Source organism: Vibrio sp. 2033, from assembly GCF_033339735.1.
Map to the genome: position 1 here is coordinate 20,420 of NZ_JAWOVC010000025.1, position 21,155 is coordinate 41,574.

18 protein-coding genes are annotated in these 21,155 nt (G+C 46.1%); 3 read left to right on the forward strand and 15 right to left on the reverse strand.

All coding sequences use genetic code 11. The annotated features are described in order from the left end of the window. Positions 1–20: 20 nt before the first annotated feature. The 4 genes from astA to R7P74_RS21795 all read right to left on the reverse strand — a co-directional run bounded on the left by astA (position 21) and on the right by R7P74_RS21795 (position 6,451). Positions 21–1,040: an arginine N-succinyltransferase gene (astA, locus tag R7P74_RS21780; RefSeq protein ID WP_042523637.1), complete on the reverse strand. Its 1,020-nt coding sequence runs from the start codon at positions 1,038–1,040 to the stop codon at positions 21–23. 109 nt (positions 1,041–1,149) lie between these two features. After that, positions 1,150–2,361 (reverse strand): aspartate aminotransferase family protein, encoded by a 1,212-nt coding sequence (locus tag R7P74_RS21785; RefSeq protein WP_213870402.1) that lies wholly within the window; start codon positions 2,359–2,361, stop codon positions 1,150–1,152. 361 nt (positions 2,362–2,722) lie between these two features. Further along, a complete protein-coding gene (locus tag R7P74_RS21790; RefSeq protein ID WP_053303043.1) occupies positions 2,723–3,310 on the reverse strand; it encodes an aminodeoxychorismate/anthranilate synthase component II in 588 nt (195 codons plus the stop codon). A 189-nt stretch (positions 3,311–3,499) separates the two neighbouring features. After that, complete coding sequence (locus R7P74_RS21795; RefSeq protein WP_064377068.1) at positions 3,500–6,451, reverse strand: ExeM/NucH family extracellular endonuclease; 2,952 nt, start codon at positions 6,449–6,451, stop codon at positions 3,500–3,502. Positions 6,452–6,995: 544 nt separating this feature from the next. On the opposite strand from R7P74_RS21795, the gene R7P74_RS21800 reads away from it, so the two are divergent. Continuing rightward, positions 6,996–7,370, forward strand: a complete 375-nt coding sequence (locus tag R7P74_RS21800; RefSeq protein WP_042523632.1) for a hypothetical protein — start codon at positions 6,996–6,998, stop codon at positions 7,368–7,370. Between the two features lie 57 nt (positions 7,371–7,427). Here R7P74_RS21800 and trpS read toward each other — a convergent pair whose 3' ends face one another. From trpS to nsrR, 5 genes are all read right to left on the reverse strand, one after another. Next, positions 7,428–8,444, reverse strand: a complete 1,017-nt coding sequence (trpS, locus tag R7P74_RS21805; protein WP_005381398.1) for a tryptophan--tRNA ligase — start codon at positions 8,442–8,444, stop codon at positions 7,428–7,430. 116 nt (positions 8,445–8,560) lie between these two features. Beyond that, positions 8,561–9,247: a phosphoglycolate phosphatase gene (locus R7P74_RS21810; RefSeq protein WP_005382834.1), complete on the reverse strand. Its 687-nt coding sequence runs from the start codon at positions 9,245–9,247 to the stop codon at positions 8,561–8,563. A 110-nt stretch (positions 9,248–9,357) separates the two neighbouring features. Then, a complete protein-coding gene (gene rlmB, locus R7P74_RS21815) occupies positions 9,358–10,101 on the reverse strand; it encodes a 23S rRNA (guanosine(2251)-2'-O)-methyltransferase RlmB (protein WP_047103967.1) in 744 nt (247 codons plus the stop codon). Between the two features lie 67 nt (positions 10,102–10,168). Then, the gene (rnr, locus tag R7P74_RS21820) at positions 10,169–12,676 is read right to left on the reverse strand and encodes a ribonuclease R (RefSeq protein ID WP_262663015.1); all 2,508 of its coding nucleotides are present in this window, start codon (positions 12,674–12,676) and stop codon (positions 10,169–10,171) included. Positions 12,677–12,791: 115 nt separating this feature from the next. After that, positions 12,792–13,217 carry a nitric oxide-sensing transcriptional repressor NsrR gene (gene nsrR / locus R7P74_RS21825; RefSeq protein ID WP_005381392.1) on the reverse strand — a complete coding sequence of 142 codons (426 nt, stop codon included), beginning with the start codon at positions 13,215–13,217 and terminating at the stop codon, positions 12,792–12,794. 157 nt (positions 13,218–13,374) lie between these two features. Between nsrR and hmpA the strand changes: the two genes are divergently transcribed. Beyond that, positions 13,375–14,559 carry an NO-inducible flavohemoprotein gene (gene hmpA, locus R7P74_RS21830; RefSeq protein WP_225474191.1) on the forward strand — a complete coding sequence of 395 codons (1,185 nt, stop codon included), beginning with the start codon at positions 13,375–13,377 and terminating at the stop codon, positions 14,557–14,559. An 80-nt stretch (positions 14,560–14,639) separates the two neighbouring features. Here the strand turns inward: hmpA and motX are convergent, their stop codons facing one another. Beyond that, positions 14,640–15,275, reverse strand: coding sequence for a flagellar protein MotX (gene motX / locus R7P74_RS21835; RefSeq protein WP_005381388.1), 636 nt, complete (start codon positions 15,273–15,275; stop codon positions 14,640–14,642). A gap of 216 nt (positions 15,276–15,491) precedes the next feature. After that, positions 15,492–16,808, reverse strand: a complete 1,317-nt coding sequence (locus tag R7P74_RS21840) for an adenylosuccinate synthase (RefSeq protein WP_005381385.1) — start codon at positions 16,806–16,808, stop codon at positions 15,492–15,494. A 172-nt stretch (positions 16,809–16,980) separates the two neighbouring features. Between R7P74_RS21840 and R7P74_RS21845 the strand changes: the two genes are divergently transcribed. Beyond that, positions 16,981–17,166, forward strand: coding sequence for a DUF2065 domain-containing protein (locus R7P74_RS21845; protein ID WP_005381383.1), 186 nt, complete (start codon positions 16,981–16,983; stop codon positions 17,164–17,166). A 63-nt stretch (positions 17,167–17,229) separates the two neighbouring features. On the opposite strand, the gene hflC is transcribed toward R7P74_RS21845, so the two are convergent. Genes hflC through hfq form a run of 4 tightly spaced genes read right to left on the reverse strand, consistent with a single transcriptional unit; the run spans position 17,230 to position 21,055 of the window. After that, positions 17,230–18,210, reverse strand: coding sequence for a protease modulator HflC (hflC, locus tag R7P74_RS21850; protein WP_005381382.1), 981 nt, complete (start codon positions 18,208–18,210; stop codon positions 17,230–17,232). Between the two features lie 2 nt (positions 18,211–18,212). Beyond that, positions 18,213–19,418 (reverse strand): FtsH protease activity modulator HflK, encoded by a 1,206-nt coding sequence (hflK, locus tag R7P74_RS21855; protein WP_017633728.1) that lies wholly within the window; start codon positions 19,416–19,418, stop codon positions 18,213–18,215. Between the two features lie 45 nt (positions 19,419–19,463). Continuing rightward, a complete protein-coding gene (gene hflX, locus R7P74_RS21860; protein ID WP_005381380.1) occupies positions 19,464–20,753 on the reverse strand; it encodes a ribosome rescue GTPase HflX in 1,290 nt (429 codons plus the stop codon). A gap of 38 nt (positions 20,754–20,791) precedes the next feature. Continuing rightward, complete coding sequence (hfq, locus tag R7P74_RS21865) at positions 20,792–21,055, reverse strand: RNA chaperone Hfq (RefSeq protein ID WP_005381379.1); 264 nt, start codon at positions 21,053–21,055, stop codon at positions 20,792–20,794. Between the last annotated feature and the right edge of the window lie 100 nt (positions 21,056–21,155).

The following is a 21,155-nucleotide window of genomic DNA, read 5'->3' on the forward strand; positions in this document are numbered from 1 at the left end:
TCCTTAAATTCTGTCGTCTGTTACTGCGGAAGAAGGCGAACGAAATCCCCTTCTTCAACCGAAAGTGCATCCGCAACGTCTGGTGCGATCATTACGCTTTGTGTTTCTGCGTCATACGCCGCTTTAGTGACTGTCGCACGGAAGTTCTCGAAAGATGAATTACACATCAAGAAGTCTTGTGTGCTGGAATGTCCAGAGATTTTGACTTGCGCGCGGAATGAATGACGTACCGACTCAATATTACGCAGATCACACTCAACCGTTGGGCCACCATCGAAGATGTCGACGTAGCCTCGGTTGGTAAAACCTTCACGCTCAAGCAGCTTCAGCGCTGGACGCGTGTTGTCATGTACTTGACCAATCACGGCTTGCGCTTCTGGGCTGAGCAGGTTGATGTAAATAGGCAGTTTCGGCATCAAGTCGGCGATAAAGCCTTTCTTGCCGATGCCTGTCAGGTAATCTGCAAGCGTGAAATCGATAGAGAAGAAATGCTCTTGAAGCCATTGCCAGAATGGTGAATTACCCTCGTCGTCTGAAACGCCACGCATCTCCGCAAAGATCGTTTCAGAGAAGCGCTCTGGGTGCTCTGCCATCATTAGGAAACGACACTTCGACATTAGACGACCATTCAGACCTTGGCGGAATTTCTCACGCAAGAACAAGGTACAAATTTCGCTGTTACCCGTGTAGTTATTACCAAAAGTAAGCAGTTTAACGACGTTGTTAACGCCAAGCTTTGGCGACGAGTGCACGACTTTACTAATGTGATATGAGTAAAATGGGACATCCCAGCCGATAGATGCTTCGATTCCGGTGGTACCCGCAACCTCACCCGTTTCAGAGTCAAAGCCAACCATCAGGTAGCCTTCATCGCCTGGTTCTGCCACATCTGGCTTACCAAAGCTGTACTCTGAATGTTTGATTCGATTGGTTAACAGTTCTTCGTTAACCGGTAGAGATGTAAATCCGTGACCAGACTCCACCGCACAAGTGTGCAGTGCGTCGTAATCCGACATCGCGATAGGGCGAACTACTAGCATCAATACTCCCTCCAGATGCAAGAAGATCCTAACTATATTGTAGGAACAATTCCCCCATCAGAGATCCTTGACGGGGGTGTCTGCGTTGACGTTTAAACTGATATCGCGCTTAAACTAAAGTCGCGATCGCTTTATCCAGTTTCGCCAAGCCTTCTTCAATTTCTTGTTGTGTGATAACGAGTGATGGTGTGAAACGTACGACATTGGCACCCGCAACCAATACCATGAGACCTTGTTTACCTGCAGCAACCAGCACGTCACGCGCACGGCCTTGCCATTCTTCATTTAGTGCAGCGCCAAGTAATAAGCCTTGACCGCGCACTTCTGAGAAGATGTTGTACTTCGCGTTGATCTTCTCTAGACCTTCACGGAACAATGCTTCGCGTTCTAGCACACCAGCCAACACCTCTGGCTTAGTAACTTCATTTACAACCGCTTCTGCAACCGCACACGCTAGTGGGTTACCGCCATATGTAGAACCGTGAGTGCCCACTTTCATGTGCTCTGCCAATTTTGCTGTCGTTAGCATTGCACCGATTGGGAAACCGCCACCAAGTGATTTCGCAGTACTTAGAATATCTGGCGTGATACCTAAACCTTGGTAAGCGTAGAAGTTACCTGTACGGCCATTACCAGTTTGCACTTCATCGAAGATCAGTAAGGCGTTGTGTTTGTCACACAGCTCGCGAACCGCTTGAGCGAACTCAGGCGTTGGTGGCACGATGCCGCCTTCACCTTGTAGTGGCTCCATCATGACCGCACAAGTACGATCAGACATGTGCGCTTGTAAAGCTTCGATATCGTTGTAAGGAAGGTGTGTCACGTCGCCTGGCTTAGGACCGAAACCGTCAGAGTATGCAGCTTGGCCACCAACCGTTACGGTAAAGAATGTACGACCGTGGAAACCTTGTTTGAATGCAATGATTTCAGACTTCTCAGTGCCATGAACGTCTGCTGCATAACGACGTGCCAGCTTCAAAGCGGCTTCGTTTGCTTCTGCGCCAGAGTTAGCAAAGAACACACGCTCAGCAAAACTCACTTCTGTTAGCTTTTTCGCCAGACGAAGGGCTGGTTCGTTCGTCATAACGTTACTTAAGTGCCAAAGCTTGTTAGCTTGCTCTGTTAGTGCGTTTACCATTACTGGATGACAATGGCCAAGACAGCTCACTGCAATACCACCAGCAAAGTCGATGTATTCATTACCTTCCTGATCCCAAACACGTGAACCTTCACCTTTAACAGGGATCATTTCCATCGGGTTATAGCAAGGTACCATTACCTCATCGAATAAACCGCGCTCTACTTTAATTTCCGTTGTCATTGCACATTCCTTCTTGATACCGCATGCGTAGCAGATAAGCGAATTTAACCGGCTCTCTTTGCCAGCAAATAATGTTTTGCATTTAAGCTATTGCGGCATTGTATTTACATTTAATTAACCATTTCAATAGTGATTTATTCTTTTCGTTCTCGAAAGTAACTTCCATTAATCACTGCTTATGACTATTTATGCATCAAGAAAGTAAAATAGAGAAGTGATTTTTTATAAATGTTATGTAATACAGGGGATAGAAGGTTTAAAAAGACATGAATAGACAAAGAGACTCGAGAGAACCGCATAGTTTTGCAATCCGCTCACCTCAGCAAAAAGATGAATGATTTGTTAAGAAAAGTGATCGCGATCAGATCGCTTTGCGTGCTAAAAAGTTCGCAAGCAACTCGTGACCTTGCTCAGTTTTGATTGATTCTGGGTGGAACTGCACCGCATCAATTGGCAAGGTTTTATGTTGGTAACCCATTATTTCATCCATGCTTCCGTCAGGCAGCTCTGTCCATGCAGTCAGTTCAAACACGTCGGGTAAAGTACCGTTTTTCACCACAAGAGAGTGATAACGAGTTACCGTGAGTGGGTTATTCAGATTTTTAAACACACTACGACCGTTATGACGAATCGGTGAGGTCTTACCGTGCATCACTTGTCGTGCACGTACCACTTCGCCCCCAAACACTTGCGCTATCGCTTGATGGCCAAGGCAAACACCCAATATTGGAAGCTTACCAGCGAAGTGTTCTATCGCTTTCAGTGAAATACCTGCTTCGTTCGGCGTACATGGCCCTGGCGAGATCACCAAATGAGTTGGGTTGAGCGCCTCAATGCCTTGGATATCGATTTCATCGTTACGCACCACCTTTACGTCTGCACCAAGCTCGCAGAAGTATTGGTAAAGGTTGTAGGTAAAAGAGTCGTAGTTATCGATGATCAACAACATAAAGGGTCGGTTGCTCCAATCCGTTTTGGCAATGCTTACGTAGTGAATCGCCACGTTCGTGACAATCAAGGGCGGTATTTTGCTATACCAAGCAAGAAAGGCAAGTTTTTGCTGAATAAAAAGGCCAGCATAGGCTGGCCTTTGGTCTTTACAGCTATTTAGGAACTGTTTGTCAGGAAGTAAATTCGCTTAGCGGCGACGACGGAATAAGCCGAGACCTAGCAGCGCAAATAGCGCGCCAAAGCCAAATGAACCACCATCATCATCATCGTCTGATGGGTTAGTGCTCGACGGCTCTAGCGTAACATCGCGAGAATCACTGAACTTAACCGTGTTACCGGTAGAATCTGTCACTTTCTCTTCTAGAACGTACTGACCTTCCGTTGGTGCTTTGTCGAATTCCACACTCACGCTACGAGCATCAATGTCTGTTTGTGTCAGAGTTGCACTCGCTTCGTAACCATCAGTATCAGACGTTGACGACGCCGCTTGAGTTGCTTCCGTTAGGCTTACCGTCACGATATCACCGACAACTGCGTTTGGTGGTAGACGAACTTCCACTGCTAGGTTTTCACCTGAGCTTGGTAGATCGATATCTGTATCTGGTAAATCAATCGCGATGATCACTGGATCGTGGTCAGAGGCAGAGAACGCATCTTTGTACTTCGGCATATCACCTGTGTACTTGCTGCTGTATTCGAACAAGTTACTCTCTAGTGAGTTGATGTGCCAATCTTCAATTGCTACCACTTTTTGCGCTAGGCTGCTGCTTGCCAATGCGTGGTCCAAATTACCCAGCTCGCCCGAATAGGTGTAAGAAAACGTATCAGTGCCGTGCAGCAACGTGTTTAAGTTGTGCAGACCGTAACCTTTTTCAATTTTGGTCTTCTCTACTTGAAGTTCACCATCACCAATGGTTGTGTAAGCAGCAGTATAAATGTCACGGCCGTATTTCTCTTTCGAGTAATCAGTCAGTGTCAGAAGTGGGTCTTCCATGCCATAAGCATTGAGGTCGCCCATGAGCAATACATCGCCTTTCACCTCTTTCAACGCTTCACCCACTGCGTGCGCAGCAGAAACGCGGAAGTTGTTACAGTTGCCTTGCAGATCCGCTGGCTCAGAATCTTCTACACCGGCAATCCACTCTTCAATACACTCAGAGCCTTTCGACTTAAAGTGGTTTACGACAATAGACAAATCTTCACCCGTCTCTTTCACCGTAAAGGTCTGAAGTAGACTGTGGCGTTGGTACTTATCGTAAGCAGGGTTACTTTCTGTGCCCTCTTTACGAGTAATTGTGTTTTCTGCAATGTGCTGCTCTGGCGTGATGATCACTTTTGCAGCGTCTTTTGGCGTTACTGCGTTAGCACGATATAAAATCGCCACCATGATCGCATCACTGCCAAAGTATTCGTCTTGGTATTTGTCTTGCTCTTCGATTTCGACATACGTGTAATGATCTTCAGCGTCATCAATCTCAGCATTTAGGGCATCAACTAAGTTTTGGATAGCACTGCCATCACCAAAGCCGTTGTTTTCCACTTCCATCAAACCAATGATGTCAGCGTCCATCTTGTTCATCGCCGCAACGATTTTCGCTTGTTGGATCAGGAACTCATCTAGGTTAGTCGCACCACGGTTTTGTCCGGTTGGGTTTTCATGGCCACTGTCAGCCACGGAGTTGAAGTAGTTCAGTACGTTGAAGCTTGCAATACGCAAATCTGAGTCCGCAATCGCTGGGGCATCTTTACGAGCCACATCGAAGCCTTCACCTGAAGTCACAAAGTTGGTGTTATCGACTTCATTGGTCGCAATCAGGCGGTATTCGTTGTAGCTGTAAGCCACGACACCCTGAAGACCTTCTACTCGAGAACCAAGGCGAATGTGCTGCTCTGAAGAGCCATCTTGGTCTGCATCTTTAGCAAAATCTGGGTAGTATGGGATTTGGCCGTTTGGTGCTTTGCCATCTGATTCTAGGTATACGCGGTTTGCTGCGTTGTCTTTTGCTAGCTCAACGGCTGCATCGCTCTCTGCCGCGTGTAATTGAGTCGGCTTTAACAATGGCGCTTCATGAGAGAGCATCATATTGTTACGACGTGAATCGTAGTCGTAAGAGAAGTTGCGAGTTACAAACAAGTCACTTGCCGAGGTCAACTCAACTTGCATCCCTTCATGACGCTCAAGCGCATCACGTAGTGTCTCACCTTCTTTGATAACAAGATCGGTAACTCGAGAGGTTTCAGAGGTGCCTGTTTTCACATAGCTGTTAGCATCAGAAGCAAGCTGAGTATTGCTGTAATACTCTTGAACTTTACCTTTCACACAAACAACGTCACCAGCTTTCAGCGCCGTGTCTGCCGCGTCAGTATGAATGAACAAGCCTTCTGAGGTCTTGTCGTTGTTGTCGCTTTCTAATGCTTGTAGGTAGAAACCTTTGGTTAGGCCAGTGGTAACAGCAGTCACGACACCCGTTACGAAATGATCTTCGTCAGTAATGTATGGGTAACCATCAATGAATGGAGACGTATCGCCTTCACCTTGAATATCTTGGATGGTAGTGAAGTTAGGTTGCTGACCGTCGACTTCACAAGCGAATGGTGCTGGTGGCTCAGTCGCATTTAGCTCACCAAGGCCGTCAATGTTGTCTTTCTCAAATGCCGTCCACTGAGATGCATCATAAGTAGCAGAAGGGGTTAGTGCATCACTGTTACGAACTAATGTGGTGTCTTTACCAAAATCTACGTCACCCATCACACCGATGATGTCGTGCACTTCACCATCTTTCAGCAGTGCGATCGGGTCGTCACCGTTAAAGTTCGCAACGCTTTTATCTGTGATATCGGCGATAGCTTTGATGGTATCGCTCGCGTCACCATGCGCCAGTACATACACTTGGTTAGCTTGTATCGTCACTTGGCTAAGGTCGAATGTGCTGCCCCAAGTACCACCACCGTTTGATGATTTCGCCAACTCGTAGCCAGTGAGTGTCACCGCAGTATCACCCGTATTAGCGATCTCTACCGCTTTATTATAAGCGCCGCCTTCTACGTATTGGGAAATAATAATCTCTGCGTTCGCGTTTGCACTAAGTGCACTGGCGATGGTTAATGCGAGTATTGAGGGTTTGATTAACGTGTCCATTGTCATACCTGATATTTATGTAAATGCAAACTTAGCTCTGGTTAGAGCCTGCCATTTGCGTCTACTATCAGGTTTATTTATGAAATAAATAAGAATGAGTAATTAAAGCCGTGAAATGAATCACATGTGAATATAAGAAAATATGCCAGAGCATCCCATTCAAACATTTTTTGTAATAAATACAGAGCGCTATTGATAAACAAGTCAGAATTTAGATTGATTACTCAGTTTACTTTTTCACTTCATGTTAAGGAGTAGAAAATACATCACTTGTTGAGTTGCTTATTAACCCAACCATTCCTGTTACAAATAAAAAATATAATTAGTCACTAATTTAGAATGCTTTAATTTTCACTTGTATCACTGTTCAAGCCCAAGAATCTATTACTCGCTTCGCTCTCTCTTTTACAGGCCCCTCATACTTCAAAGTTTTCATGATTTATTCAATAACTTTTCATTACTCACTAGCCAAAAACATACACAAAAGATATAACACCTGCGCGAGACAATAAGATCTCATTAGCTGTAAACCCAGGAACGACAAATGAAAAAAATTCAACGCAGTGTGCTAGCTCTCTCCCTACTTAGCTTAATAGCGGGGTGTCAGTTGACCGCCAGTGAGCCACTTCAACCTACCGCGAATCAAGACATCATCGAATCAGCCAAAAATGAACTGGATGGTATTGAAGAGCTAGAAGTCAGTGACGAGGGTGTTATTACCTTTACTCAGCGTCTAAGAACGCCAGGAACCTACTGGATTCCAGCGAGAATTAAAGAACTGAGCTACGATATATCATGCGTACAGCTTAGTTACTTCATTGATAGAGGCATGGTTGTGAAGTCTGCCTTTCTAGGGGCTCGAGGACGTGTTGAATATTACGACATGGAACGCTGTATGAAAGACACGCCATTTCAGTAATACAGGCATAAAAAAAGCTCCACCAAAGTGGAGCTTTTTCGTATTCGTTCTTAGCGACTATGGGCGAGCTACAAAACCTACTGCTTCGTATGCTTTCTTAAGCGTTTCAGCCGCTCGTGCCGAGGCTTTCTCAGCACCTTGCTGCATTACCTCGTCCATGTAAGCACGATCAGCGCGAATACGGTGATATTCTGCTTGAATTGGCTCAAGCATTGCTACAACTGCCTCACCAACATCTTTCTTAAATGGGCCATACATTTCTACGCCTTGGTACTTCGCTTCAATCTCTTCGAAGCTCATGCCTGTCGCCGCAGAGTACAGACCCATTAGGTTAGCAATGCCCGCCTTGTTCTCGATATCATGACGGATACTTGGTGGCGTTTCGGTATCGGTTTGCGCTTTGTTGATCTTCTTAAGGATCGACTTAGGCTCTTCCAGCAGCGTGATAACGTTCTTACGGTTGTCATCAGATTTAGACATCTTCTTCGTTGCGTCTTGAAGGCTCATTACACGCGCATTTACTGTCGGAATGTAAGGCTCTGGAACTTGGAAGATTGGCTGCTCTGGCGAGTAAATATTGTTGAAACGCGTTGCGATATCGCGCGCTAATTCTAGATGTTGCTTCTGGTCACTGCCTACAGGTACTTGGTGCGCACCGTAAAGCAAAATGTCAGCAGCCATCAACACCGGGTAGTCAAATAGACCGACGTTTACGTCATTCGCGTAACGTGCCGATTTGTCTTTAAACTGAGTCATACGGCTCAGCTCACCCATTTGAGTGTAGCAGTTAAGAAGCCAACCTAATTGAGCATGCTCTGGTACATGTGACTGAACAAATAGCGTGCTCTTCTTCGGGTCAACACCAACTGCCAGACAAATTGCCAGTGCGTCTAGAGTTGCTTCATGCAGCGCTTTAGGGTCCTGACGAACCGTAATCGCGTGAAGGTCTACCACACAATATTGGCAATCATAATCGTCTTGCATCTGCTGCCATTGACGTAGAGCACCCAAGTAGTTACCGATACTTAGTTCACCTGAAGGTTGAACACCACTCAATACAATGGGTTTGCTCATTAGAATGATTCCTTTGACTTCTTAATCTAATTAAATGAAAAAAACCGTGCAGTAATAGGTGCACGGTTTACTCAGTGTACTCATTAACGAGTATTTTGGAAGCTCTTTTGTAGCCGTTATGCAGAAACCGCTACAACGTCCAATAATTCTGCCAAACTGTCAGCGACGAAATCTGGATTTGATGCTGAAATAGGTTCACCGTGGTTGTAACCATATGTCAGACCAAATGAGGCACAGCCTGCATTCTTTGCTGCGAGAATGTCGTTTTTCGAGTCGCCAACCATCAGCATTTCACTTGGTTGGATTTGGTGCTTTTCCATTAGCCAGTTCAATGCTACTGGGTTTGGTTTTTTCTCTGGGAATGCATCACCGCCAAGGACATCAACGAAGTATTTTGCGATGTCGTGCTTTTCCAAAACGTCAGGCACAAACTTTGAAGGTTTGTTAGTCACCAACGCCATAACAAAGCCCGCTTTGTGCAGCTCTGCTAGTGTCTCTTTTACCGTTGGGTAAAGATGACTTAGCTTGTGACCGCTTTGCTCGTAGTAATCATCAAACAATACACGCGCTTTAGCACGAAGCTCTTCACTCAGCTCTGGGTTGATGGTCAGGCTTTGGCTTAATGAGCGACCAATAAGCACGTCTGCGCCGTTACCCACGTAATCACGAACTTGTTCTTCTGAAACCGATGGAAAGCCAAGCGCCTGTACTGCTTGGTCTGCCGCGACAGCTAGATCTGGCACGCTATCAAGCAAAGTGCCATCTAGATCGAAGGCGATGAATTTAATGTCTTGTTGAGTCATAACTTCCCTGAGGATTTTTATTTATAAATCGGTGAAAACGACAAAGGATGGCACCCCATCCTTTGTTTTTATCATTATGTCTGATTCGACAGTAACTGTTTGTTTCGTCGTTACTTTGCAGCAATACGCTGACGAACTGCCTCAAACAAACAGATGCCGGATGCCACAGATACGTTCAAGCTTGAAACGCTACCAGCCATTGGGATCTTAATCAAATCGTCGCAGGTTTCACGAGTCAGACGACGCATACCGTCACCTTCAGCCCCCATTACGATAGCAAGAGGTCCAGTCAGTTTGGCTTGGTAGATGTCGTGCGTTGCTTCGCCCGCCGTACCAACAAACCAGATGCCTTTCTCTTGCAATGTACGCATAGTACGAGCCAAGTTAGTCACTCGGATCAATGGTACGACTTCAGCTGCACCACAAGCGACTTTACTTACCGTCGCATTCATTGGCGCAGAACGATCTTTCGGTACGATGATCGCCGCAGCACCTGCCGCATCTGCGTTACGTAAACACGCACCAAGATTGTGTGGATCGGTCACGCCGTCTAACACTAAGAGCAGTGGTGATTCGTGCTTTGCAAGGATGTCATCAATATCGTTCTCATTCAGCTGCTTCGCTGGTTTCACACGAGCGATGATGCCTTGGTGATTTGCACCGCGCGCTTTGTCATCCAAGGTTTTACGTGTCATCTGCTGAATAGAAACACCACAAACCTGAAGATCATTTAGGATTGGCATTAGGCGATCATCTTGACGACCTTTTAAAACGTACGCCTCGATAAAACGCTCTGGTTCGCGCTCCAATACCGCCTTCACTGCGTGAATGCCGTAGATAAATTCGTTACTCATTGTTTAACCTGTTGTTCTGGTCGTATTGCCTGCGCCAACCGAGTTTGAACTAAGTTGGCGCTTCAACCTACTGCGCTTCTTTTTTAGTGCGCTTGGTTTTCTTCGGCTTACTGTGCGGCTTCTTTTTACGTGCTTTTTTCACTTTAGGCTTCTCGTTGCCTTCGGCGTCACCACGTTTTGGGCCATTACGCTTACTCGTTACGCCCGTTTCTTCTGGGCGTTTAGTTGGCTCTATCGCAGGAACTGCACGAGCCGCGCCACCTTCCTTCGATGAAGAGCGAGTCGCAGCGCGTTTTTTATCTTTCGCTTTGCGTTTTGCTTCCGCTGCGCGTTTCTTCGCAGTCTTACCTTCGCCGCGTAGCTTACGACTTGTTTCGACCAATTCAAAGTCAATTTGCTTATCATCGAGGTTAACAGCCAGTACTTTTACTTTTACTGCATCACCTAAGCGGTAGATGTTACCGAAACTTTCACCAATAAGTCGTTGACCAATCGGGTCAAATTGATAGTAGTCGTTCGCAAGGGTAGAAATATGTACCAAACCATCGATGTGCAAATCCGTTAAACGTACAAAGAAGCCAAAGCTAGTGACATTAGCAATAACACCGTCTAGTTCGTCACCGACGTGGTCTTGCATATATTCACACTTCAGCCAATCCGCAACATCACGTGTTGCATCATCAGCACGGCGCTCTGTCATCGAACATTGTTCGCCGTAAAAATCCATGTCGTCAAACGAGTAATGATAGCCACCTGTTGGTGTCCAGCGATCTTGATTACGACCTTCTTCTTTAGCAATCAGATACTTGATTGCACGGTGAAGTAACAAGTCAGGGTAACGACGAATTGGCGACGTAAAGTGTGCATAGCGTTTCAATGCCAACCCAAAGTGCCCCGCGTTATCTGCGTTGTATACCGCTTGCTTCATTGAGCGTAGCAGCATGGTCTGAATCAACTCTTGATCTTGACGCCCGGAGATTTGACGTGCGAGATCAGCATAGTCCGTTGGTGAAGGCTCTAAACCACCTTTTAGCTCAAGACCAAGTTCACTTAAGAAGTCACGGAAACCTTGCAGGCGTAATTCACCTGGAGATTCGTGGATACGATAAAGCGCGGGCTCTTTCGCTTTTTCTACCAGCGATGCCGAAGCAATGTTGGCTAAAATCATACATTCTTCGATGATCTTATGCGCGTCATTACGAATTACTGGCTCAATGCTTTCGATTTTACGTTCCGCATTGAAAATAAATTTGGTTTCAACGGTTTCAAATTCGATTGCACCGCGTTGATCTCGTGCTTCTTTCAGCACTTTGTACATCTTGTGCAACTCTTCTAGATGAGAAACAAGCGGCTGGTAGCGCTCACGTAGTTCTTCATCCCCTTCTAGAATCGCGCTCACTTTGCTATATGTGAGACGAGCGTGCGAGTTCATCACCGCCTCGTAATGCTTGTAACCAGACAGCTTACCTGTATCGGAAATGGTCATTTCGCACACCATACACAAGCGATCTACTTGCGGGTTAAGCGAACATAGACCGTTCGACAGTACTTCTGGCAACATTGGCACAACTTGCGAAGGGAAATATACTGAGTTACCACGATTGATCGCTTCTTTATCCAACGCAGAGTCAGGACGAACGTAGTAACTGACGTCAGCAATCGCTACCCATAAACGCCAACCACCTTCTTTGTTCTTTTCACAGTAAACGGCATCATCAAAGTCTCGTGCGTCTTCGCCGTCAATGGTCACTAGTGGCAAATCACGTAGATCCACACGACCAACTTTGGCTTCTTCTGGTACTTCTTCGCCTAAGTTTTCGATTTGTTTATCGACGGCTTCTGGCCATTCGTGAGGGATTTGGTGTGTACGAATCGCAATTTGTGTTTCCATACCTGGTGCCATGTTTTCACCAAGGACTTCAACCACTTTACCCATCATGCCGCGTGAGCGTGAGCCACGATCAGTAATTTCAATTACGACTACGTTACCCATGCGTGCACCCGCTTTGTGCTCATTTGGGATCAGGATATCTTGGCTGATACGCGAGTCATCTGGGACAACGTAGGAGTATCCATATTCAAGGAAGAAACGACCGACGATTTGATCATTACGCTCCTCTAGCACACGCACCAAACGTCCTTCACGGCGGCCGCGCTTGCTGTTGTCTGTAGGTTGCACTAAGACAAAATCACCGTGGATGATGTTCTTCATCTGATGGTGCGGTAACAGAATATCATCATCCTTGCCGACGCTGCCTTCTGGACGTACCCAACCATGGCCATCACGATGACCAATCACGTAACCTTTCACCATTTCAAGTTTTTCAGGCAATGCATAGCACTGACGGCGGGTAAACACCAGTTGGCCATCTCGCTCCATCGCACGTAGCCTACGACGCAACCCTTCGTATTGCTCTTCGCCCTCAAGCTTTAGTGCCTCAAACAAGTCGTTACGATTCATTGGAACGCCCGCTTGCTCTAGAAACTCGATGATAAACTCTCGGCTTGGAATTGGATTTTCGTAATTTTTGGATTCACGATCTGCAAAAGGATCGTTTGGAATATTGTCTGACATAGGCACGCCTATCTAGCAAGGAAGGTATATGGCTAGTATATCTGAGTCTCTCGATAAGCTACAGAATTGCTTTGAAAAAAGAATGATCGAGATCGACTCTAGGCATGCAAATGAGTTAAGGACGAGCCAGCAAGATCAAAAGTTCAGAATTGTCACTGAGCAAGGATTCAATCGTGCAGTCATCCAACTCCGCCAGAAAGGCACTTTTTGCTTTCGCCAATTTATCTTTGAGGCGGCAAGCAGGGGTAATATGGCAAAAATCCACACCACAGTTGACTAAATCTAACGGCTCTAAATCGCGCACAACACCACCGACTGTGATTTCAGACGCTGGCTTCATCAGCCGGATACCACCGTTTTTTCCGCGCACGGTATGGACATAACCCAACTGCCCTAACCGATTGATAACTTTAACCATATGGTTGCGCGACACACCAAATAAATCCGTCACTTCGGTAATGCTGGTTAACTCATCTTCCGGCAACGAAGCCAAGAAAATTAAGGTTCTCAACGCATAATCAGTGAAACTAGTTAACTGCATATTCTCTCCCAAAGTGCGACTCAATAACCCGCTGGTGATGCTAAAACCCCAAACTTGAGCTATCGATAAAAGTGTAAATCTTTTCTTGATCGAAAGATACATTTGAGATACAACTTTAAACATGCATTATAAATACAACTTAAAGTAGGAAGCCCTTATGCTCAGCAATCAAACTATCGAGATCGTCAAAGCGACTGCACCACTCATCGCCGAAACAGGACCAAAACTGACCGCGCACTTTTACGAGCGTATGTTTACTCATAACCCTGAGTTGAAAGATATTTTTAACATGAGTAACCAGCGTAACGGCGATCAGCGTGAAGCATTATTCAACGCTATCTGTGCCTATGCTGCCAATATTGAAAATTTGCCAGCTCTGCTTGGCGCAGTAGAGAAAATTGCGCATAAGCACACGAGCTTTTTGATCACAGAAGATCAGTACCAAATCGTTGGTAAGCATTTACTTGCGACAATCGATGAGCTTTTTAATCCAGGTCAAGAAGTGTTGGATGCTTGGGCTGAGGCTTACGGCGTACTTGCGAATGTATTTATTCAGCGCGAAGAACAAATTTACCAACAAAATGAAGCTTTGGAAGGCGGCTGGCGCGGTCTACGCGAATTTGAATTAGTCGATAAAAAGATTGAGAGCGAACACATTTGCAGCTTTGTGCTAAAGCCAACCGATGGTCAAAAAGTGGCGCCGTATAAACCGGGACAATACCTTGGCATCTACATCAACAGTGACCAGTTAGAAAACCAAGAAATTCGCCAATATAGTCTGTCTTCTGCGGTCCAAGAGAACACTTACCGTATCTCGGTAAAACGTGAAGAAGGCGGAAAAGTGTCGAACTACCTGCACGATAGCCTGAACATTGGCGAAAAAGTGCAGCTTGCGGCCCCTGCCGGTGATTTCTTTATGGATGCCGAACCACAAACACCCGTTGTTCTAATATCTGCTGGTGTGGGACTTACTCCAACGCTGTCAATGCTAGAAAGTCTCTCAGCACATCAAGCACCTGTAACTTGGGTTCATGCAACAGAAAATGGCCAACAGCATGCTTTCAAGCAACACGTAAACCAACTCGTTGCAGAAAAAGAAAATATGAACGCGCTCGTTTGGTATAACCAACCAACGACAGAAGACAAACTAGGTGAAGACTTCCACTTCACGGGCTTTGTCAATCTGTATGAAATTGAAGCTGCATTAAAGCAAGATAACGTGCAGGTGTACTTCTGTGGCCCTGTAGGATTTATGCAGCACATAGCGAAACAGCTATTAGAACTTGGCGTACCAGAAGAGCAATTCCATTACGAATGCTTCGGTCCACACAAAGTGGTTTAAGCGCTATCAGCTATCGGGAAAACAACAAAGCCCACGTGACGTGGGCTTTGTTGTATGAAGTTGTTTGCAATATTGAAGCGTTACCAAAAGGTGTCTCGCCGTTTAGCTCGAGCAATAACGTTTTGTGGCATGCGCTGTTCAAGGCCGTTTCTCAATACAGTTATGCGCTTATGCTGCCGCTTATCTGCTGTGACAGAGTTATATAACCAACGATACGCATCTTCGTAATCGAGTGGACTGCCATAATCACGTAAAAGCAACTCGGCCAGATGAATACGCGCGTTTAGGTTTCCCATTGACGCAGCTTCTCGCAAATATGGAATTGCACGTTCTTTATCTTGCTGTACTAAAGTGCCACGCGAATAGTATCGGCCAATCTGCTCTAGTGCAGCAGGTAACCCCTGATGCGCTGCATTTTCGATGTAGTAAAGACCCAGTTCGACATCTTGCTCGACACACACACCCCAAGCCAACATATCTCCGTATAGAAACTCATAAGCGGGTAAGTTAATTCGAGTCGCACGAGCTACGATATCCTCCACCAGCTGGCAGTTATCAGCGCGCACACGTTGTAAGTGCTTATTTTGCTCAATAAGCTTTATCAGCTCTGCTTCGGTATAGATCGGAACTGGTGCCCCCACATCAGCAACATTGGCTTTCACTGTGGTAGCAACCAAGGTCAACAACAGTGAAGCAGCCACTGTTCGTAACTTCATAAACGTACCCTTAAGGTATCTAAGAAACCAAAGATCGGTGAAGGATCTCCTCTGCTTGATAACCTTATCGGCAAAAAACAGCTAAGCTTTAGACAATTTTTGCCTCTGATTTAGGCTCAGCGGCAAAAGCTTGCCATATGAGAGTCACGCTGTTTTTGTTCAGATACAAAAAAGCCGACCAGAAGGTCGGCTTTTGCAATCTTTAACGGCTATCAATTAAGCTTCGAATGGGTGAACTTTGATGATAGTTTCGTTACGGTCAGGACCTGTAGAGATGATGTCTACTGGAACGCCAGTTAGCTCTTCAATACGCTTGATGTAGTCAAGAGCGGCTTGTGGTAGAGCATCTAGTGACTTAGCACCAAATGTGTTCTCAGACCAACCAGGCATTGTTTCGTAGATTGGCGTTGCTTTTTCGAATGCTTCAGCAGCCATCGGAGAAACTTCTAGCACAGAGCCATCTTCCATCTTGTAACCAGTACAGATTTTTAGCTCTTCTAGACCATCTAGTACGTCTAGTTTAGTTAGACAGAAACCAGATACAGAGTTGATTTGGATTGCACGACGCATAGCAACAGCATCGAACCAACCTGTACGACGTAGACGACCAGTTGTCGCACCGAACTCGTGGCCAACTTCACCCAAGTGCTTACCAATTGGATCTTGCTTATCTAAACCGTCGTATAGTTCAGTCGGGAATGGACCAGCACCAACGCGAGTACAGTACGCTTTTGCGATACCCAAGATGTAACCGATGTGACGAGGACCAAAACCAGAACCTGCAGCAACACCACCAGCAGTCGTGTTAGAAGACGTTACGTACGGGTAAGTACCGTGGTCGATATCAAGTAGTGTACCTTGTGCACCTTCGAACATGATCTTGTCGCCGCGCTTACGTGCTGCGTCTAGTTCGTCAGTTACGTCGATAACCATTGACGTTAGTAGTTCAGCGTAGCCTTTCGCTTGCTCAAGTACTTCTTCGTAGCTCACTGGCTCCGCTTTGTAGAAGTTAACTAGTTGGAAGTTATGGAACTCCATGACTTCTTTTAGCTTCTCTGCGAAAGTCGCCATATCGAATAGGTCGCCAACGCGTAGACCGCGACGAGCAACTTTATCTTCGTATGCTGGACCGATACCACGACCAGTAGTACCGATAGCTTTTTTACCGCGAGCGATTTCGCGAGCTTGGTCCATTGCAACGTGGTAAGGAAGAATTAGCGGACATGCTTCAGAAATGAAAAGACGCTCGCGTACTGGAATACCGCGCTCTTCAAGAGGCTTCATTTCTTTAAGTAGAGCTTCAGGTGATAGTACAACACCGTTACCGATAACACATTTTACGTTATCGCGAAGGATACCTGATGGAATTAAGTGAAGAACGGTTTTTTCACCGTCAATTACGAGAGTGTGACCTGCGTTGTGACCGCCTTGGTAGCGTACCACGTATTTTGCATCTTCAGTTAAAAGGTCTACGATTTTACCTTTACCTTCGTCACCCCATTGGGTGCCTAGAACGACTACGTTATTTCCCATCTTTCCAAGTCTGATTGCTAGTTAAAAATGGATTCTAGCACCGAATCACGCTTCTTGCAGTCATTTTTTGTTCACAGAGTTGCTACCAGAATGTCATCTTGCCGCTTTGTTCATTTTGAAATCAGCATATCACTGATAGTATTTAGCTTTCTCTATTCGACTGGAAAGCGCTATGTCTGAATCCATATGGTTGGCGATTGGGCTCGTCTTGATCGTGGAAGGCATTGGGCCACTGATTGCTCCTAACGGTTGGCGGAATATGGTGGCTCAATTAAGTGAACAACCCAACAATCAGCTACGACGCATCGGTGGCTGCCTAGTAGTTGCTGGAGCCGTCATCGCCATCATGATGAGCTAGCACTTAGCATCAGATACAAAAAAGGCTCCCTAAGGAGCCTTTTATTTCAATGAGACGCGGAGATTATTTCTCCATGCTGCCCTTCGACTGGTTCATGTATTGGAAGAACTCACTCTTCGGATCAAGCACCAGAATATCGCTCTTAGAGCTGAAGGACTTCTCATACGCACGTAGCGAGCGTAGGAAGCTAAAGAACTCAGGGTCTTTGTTGTACGCTTCAGCATAAATCTTCGCAGCTTCAGCATCCGCTTCACCTCGTGTCACACGCGCAGTTTTATCAGCTTCAGCTAGAATAGTTGCTACTTCTAGTTCTGCTTGAGCACGAATAACTTCCGCCTTTTCACGACCTTGAGAACGGTGCTTACGAGCAACAGACTCACGCTCCGCACGCATACGACGGTAGATAGACTCACTGATTTCATCAGGCAGGTTGATTTTCTTCATTCGGAAATCAACGACACGAACACCCAAGTCTTTCATTGCGCTTTCACGCGTGTCTTTCAATACTTCAGACATGATTAGGTCGCGTTCACCATCAATCTCAAGCGCCTCACGAGCCGCTTCAGTTGCGACAACATCGGCACTTGCGTCTTCTGGTAGCACATCATCGTTACGTGGACCAGATACGATCTGTTTGATTTCACGAGCACCGATTTCAGAACGAAGCACGTCCGTCACTTTACGCTCAAGTAGTGCCTCTGCCGTTAGCGAGTTACCACCGCCTGTCGCGAGGTAGTAGCGACCAAAATCTTCAATACGCCACTTCACGTAGGTATCAATGATAACGTCTTTTTTCTCAGACGTTACGAAACGGTCTGCACGACCATCCATTGTTTGGATACGTGCATCAAGTTGTTTCACACGGTCAAACAAAGGCATCTTGAAATGCAGACCAGGCTCGTAAATTCGAGTGATGTCGTTATTGTCTTTCAAGACACGACCAAATCGAACCACGATACCGCGCTCACCTTCAGGAATCACAAACAAAGACATCAACATTAATGCCAGTGCGATTACCAGTACAGGGATCATTAACTTACGCATTCTTAGTATCTCCCTTGACGTGAACCTGTTGAACGAGACTGCGTGTTCGAAGTGTCTTCTTGTGTACGATCAGACTCAAGTTGAATTTGATCATAAGTTGAAGATGACTTCGATTTACGTTTGGTATCTGCTTTGCCCTCTTGTCCCGCCAACTTATCGATTGGAAGGTAAAGAAGATTGCCGCTTGATTCCGAGTCAATCAACACTTTCGAAGTGCTTGAGTACACCTCTTCCATTGCGTCAATGTACAGACGATCACGCGTTACACCAGGCGCTGCTTGGTATTCTGGTAGTAGTTTTTCGAACTGTGCTACCTGACCAAGAGCCTCGTTAGTGACACGCTCATTGTAACCTTGTGCTTCTTTCTTCAAACGCTCTGCACGACCCGTTGCCTTAGGCAAGATTTCGTTCTTGTATGCTTCAGCTTCACGAATGAAACGCTCTTCATCCTCACGTGCTGCGATTGCATCATCAAACGCATCTTTCACTTGCTCTGGTGGACGAGCAGACTGGAAGTTCACATCAACAAGTACCAGACCCATATCATAGCTATCAATGATTTGGTTCAGTGTTTCTTGCGTAGTTTGACGAATTTGCTGACGACCACTGGTTAGAATGCTATCCATCAATGAGTCACCAATTACTGCACGTAGTGCAGAATCCGTTGCTTGACGCAAGCTGTCGTCTGCATTGGTTACACGGTACAAGTATTTGTATGGGTCAGTCACTCGGTACTGAACATCCATCGCAACTGTTACAACGTTTTCATCTTTGGTCAGCATTAGACCAGATGCACGTAGTGAACGAATCGCTTGTACGTTTACCGCTTCGTACTCATCAATAAAGCGAGGACGCCAGTTAAGACCTGGGTCTACGATACGATCGTATTTACCTAAACGCAGTACAACACCACGCTCTGCTTCACCGATGGTGTAAAAACCAGCGAAGAACCAAACTGCAACAGCAATCAGAGCAATCACGCCAAAGCCAATTGCACTACCACCACCGCCGCCGATTGGAGAACCACCGCCGCCTTTTTTACCAAACTTGCCGCCCAGCTTTTGACTCAGTTTGTTGAACACTTCATCTAAATCTGGCGGACCTTGATCTCGGCCACCAGGACGCTGGCCACCACGATTATTATTACCCCAAGGGTCATTATCGCGGCCATTGTTGCCGTTGTTATTTCCAGGCTCATTCCACGCCATTAGAAAGCTCCATCATTTGATATGACGTTATACTGTAGCAGTCCTTTAAGTGACTATAAAGCCAGTCAAAACTGCCCCTTCTCTTTTTTCAAGTCTAGACCAATCTACTTGCTGCATTCGAATATCGATCAACAAGTTACCATCCTGGTCATATTCCTCACGTTGAATACACTTCATTTGGAAGAAGGTACTACGGAATCGTCCTTGATACTGTGGAGGAATTCGCAACTGATGCTCGACCATTTGTGACGCCAGACGTTCCGTCAGCGCCTCAAACAGGACATCAATGCCCAACCCATCCATTGCTGAAACCCAAACTGCACGAGGTACGCCTTCCTCGTCTCGTTCTATACGTGGTTTCTGCGAATCTAGATTGTCGATTTTGTTCATGACAACCAGAGTCGGCACTTCATGCGCGTCGATCTCTTCTAGTACTTCATGAACAGCTTGAATATTCTCACGAAAACGCTCATCACTGGCATCAACAACATGTAACAAAATGTCAGCTTCTTGCGTTTCCTGCAAGGTTGCCTTGAAGGCCGCAACCAAGTCGTGTGGCAAATGTCGAATAAAACCAACCGTGTCTGCCAAGATGGCAGGACCAACATCTGCTAACTCTATCTTACGTAAAGTCGGGTCCAAAGTAGCAAATAATTGATCAGCCGCGTACACGCCAGCTTCTGTAATACGGTTGAAGAGTGTCGACTTACCCGCGTTGGTGTAACCCACAAGTGAAACCGTTGGGATTTCAGCTCGATTTCGGGCGCGGCGCCCTTGTTCACGCTGCTTCGCTACTTTGTCTAAGCGTCGCAGGATGGCTTTGATTCTGTCACGCAATAAGCGACGGTCGGTTTCCAGCTGGGTTTCACCCGGGCCACGTAAACCGATACCACCTTTCTGCCTTTCAAGGTGCGTCCAACCACGAATCAAACGAGTAGAGATATGACGAAGTTGAGCCAGCTCTACCTGTAGCTTACCTTCGTGTGTTCGAGCTCGTTGAGCAAAGATATCGAGAATAAGACCAGTGCGGTCGAGAACTCGACATTGGCACAGTGCTTCGAGGTTACGTTCTTGGGCAGGAGAGAGGGCGTGATTAAAAATCACAATTTCGGCACCCGTTGATTGTACCGCTGTAGCAATCTCTTGGGCCTTACCCTCTCCGACATAGTATTTCGGGTGTGGGGATTGACGACTACCAGTTACTACTTGTAGCGCCTCTACCCCAGCAGAAGAAACCAGCATTTCGAACTCAGCCAGATCTTCCCATTCACCTTCTTGCGTGAAGTTGATATGAACAAGTACGGCTCGCTCACCGGATTCATAACGGTCAAACAAGCAATCAACTCCTTATTTTAAAAATACTCGATGAAGAATTAATCTTCTGATTTCTCTTGTGGACGCTCACCTTGTGGACGTTCACCGCTGTGATGGCTCACTGGACGAGCCGGCACAACTGTTGAGATCGCGTGCTTGTACACCATTTGGTTAACAGTATTCTTCAGCAGGATCACAAATTGATCGAATGATTCGATCTGACCTTGTAGTTTAATACCATTCACAAGGTAGATAGATACCGGGATACGCTCACGACGTAGCGCGTTTAGAAATGGGTCTTGTAGAGATTGCCCCTTAGCCATTTTTATTTTCCTTATTTAATTTGTAGTTGTAATTATTTAGCTAGTGGTGCAATGCAAAAGATACGGCTTTTGCATCTGAGCTAAACGAATCAAAAATGCA